Source organism: Streptomyces sp. NPDC059718 (assembly GCF_042733315.1).
Classification (GTDB): domain Bacteria; phylum Actinomycetota; class Actinomycetes; order Streptomycetales; family Streptomycetaceae; genus Actinacidiphila.
Map to the genome: position 1 here is coordinate 1 of NZ_JBHWGA010000135.1, position 1,611 is coordinate 1,611.

Genomic DNA, 1,611 nt, shown 5'->3' on the forward strand with positions numbered 1-1,611 from the left:
GTGGGATCGCCGTACAGCAGGTGGCGGTCGGGGACCTCGGTCCAGCGCGGACTGTCGTCGTACGGCTCGGAGGCCACGACGAGGGAGCGGCCGGGCGTGTCCAGGTACCAGAGCGTGTCGCCCCAGGCGGTACCGGCGATCGCCCGGCCGTCGGTCAGCAGGAAGTTGAGCCGTGAGTCGGGGGTCAGCGCGGCCAGCCGGCCGACGGTGTCGGCGAGCGCCTCGTCCGCGGCGGCACCGGCGCGCAGCCGGTGCAGGGTCAGCGCCCAGGCCAGGGCGGAGTCGCAGCGCGCCTCCAAGGTCAGCAGCTCCTCGGGGGGCAGCGTGCGGGCCGCCTCGGCGACCGAGTGCGGCCAGCCGCGCAGCGCGCCGTTGTGGCTGAACAGCCAGCGGCCCGCCGTGTACGGCGCGGCGGCGGACTCGTCGGCCACCGAGCCCTCGGTGATGTCGCGGACCGCGCCGAGCAGCGCTCCGGAGCGCGTCACCCGGCACACGTCCGCGAAGGACGGGTCGTCCCAGACCGGCCCGGAGCGCCGGTAGCGCGCGGGCAGTGGATCCCCGTCCGCGTACCAGCCGAGCCCGAAGCCGTCGGCGTTGACCGTGCCGTACTTCTGCCGGCGCGGCGCCCACGACTGGCGGTACAGCGAGTGCGGCGGGTCGATGACGAGCTCGCGGAGCGCGACGGGCGGCCCGACGTACGCCAGGTGCCGGCACATCAGCCGCGCCCCCGTCTGCTCGGGGCGGCGCTCACACCTGCTCCGGGTGGGCGTCGCGGGCGGTGCGGAAGCCGGCGAAGATCTGCCGCCTGACCGGGTAGTCCCAGTTGCGGAACGTGCCCCGGCAGGCCACCTGGTCCACGGCGAACGAACCGCCGCGCAGCACCTTGTGGTCGGGGCCGAAGAAGACCTCCGAGTACTCCTTGTACGGGAACGGGGCGAAGCCCGGGTAGGGCAGGAAGTCGCTCGCCGTCCACTCCCACACGTCGCCGACCAGCTGCCGCACGCCCAGCGGCGAGGCACCGGCCGGGTAGCTGCCCACCGGGGCCGGCCGCAGGTGCCGCTGCCCGAGGTTGGCGTGCTCCGGGCCGGGGTCGGCGTCGCCCCACGGGTAGCGGCGGGAGCGGCCGCTCCCCGGGTCGTGCCGGGCCGCCTTCTCCCACTCCGTCTCGGAGGGCAGCCGGCGCCCTGCCCAGCGGGCGTACGCGTCGGCCTCGTACCAGCACACGTGCAGCACGGGCTCCTCGCGCGGCACCGGCTCGGTCACCCCGAAGCGGCGGCGCAGCCACGTACCGCCCTCCCGGTGCCAGAACAGCGGGGCGGACAGGCCGTGCTCGCGGACGTGCGCCCAGCCGGCCGGGGTCCACCAGCGCTCGTCCTCGTAGCCGCCGTCCTCGATGAAGGCGAGGTACGCGCCGTTGCTCACCGGCACGGTGTCGATGAAGAACGGCGCCACCTCGCGCACGTGCGAGGGACGTTCGTTGTCCAGCGCCCACGGCTCGGCCGAGGTGCCCATGGTGAACGGACCGCCGGGCACCAGGACCTCGGCCGGCAGCAGCGCCGTGTCCGCGGGTGCGGGCGGCGGCGGGGGCGCGGTCAGTGCCGCCGGGCCGCG

General features: G+C 75.9%; 2 protein-coding genes. Both read right to left on the reverse strand.

The annotated features are described in order from the left end of the window. A partial coding sequence (egtC, locus tag ACFV3E_RS46670) for an ergothioneine biosynthesis protein EgtC (RefSeq protein WP_500542629.1) occupies window positions 1–716 on the reverse strand: 716 nt, incomplete at its 3' end. Between the two features lie 31 nt (window positions 717–747). Further along, window positions 748–1,611, reverse strand: an 864-nt coding sequence (locus ACFV3E_RS46675) for an SUMF1/EgtB/PvdO family nonheme iron enzyme (protein ID WP_500542631.1), incomplete at its 5' end; no start/stop codon positions are given.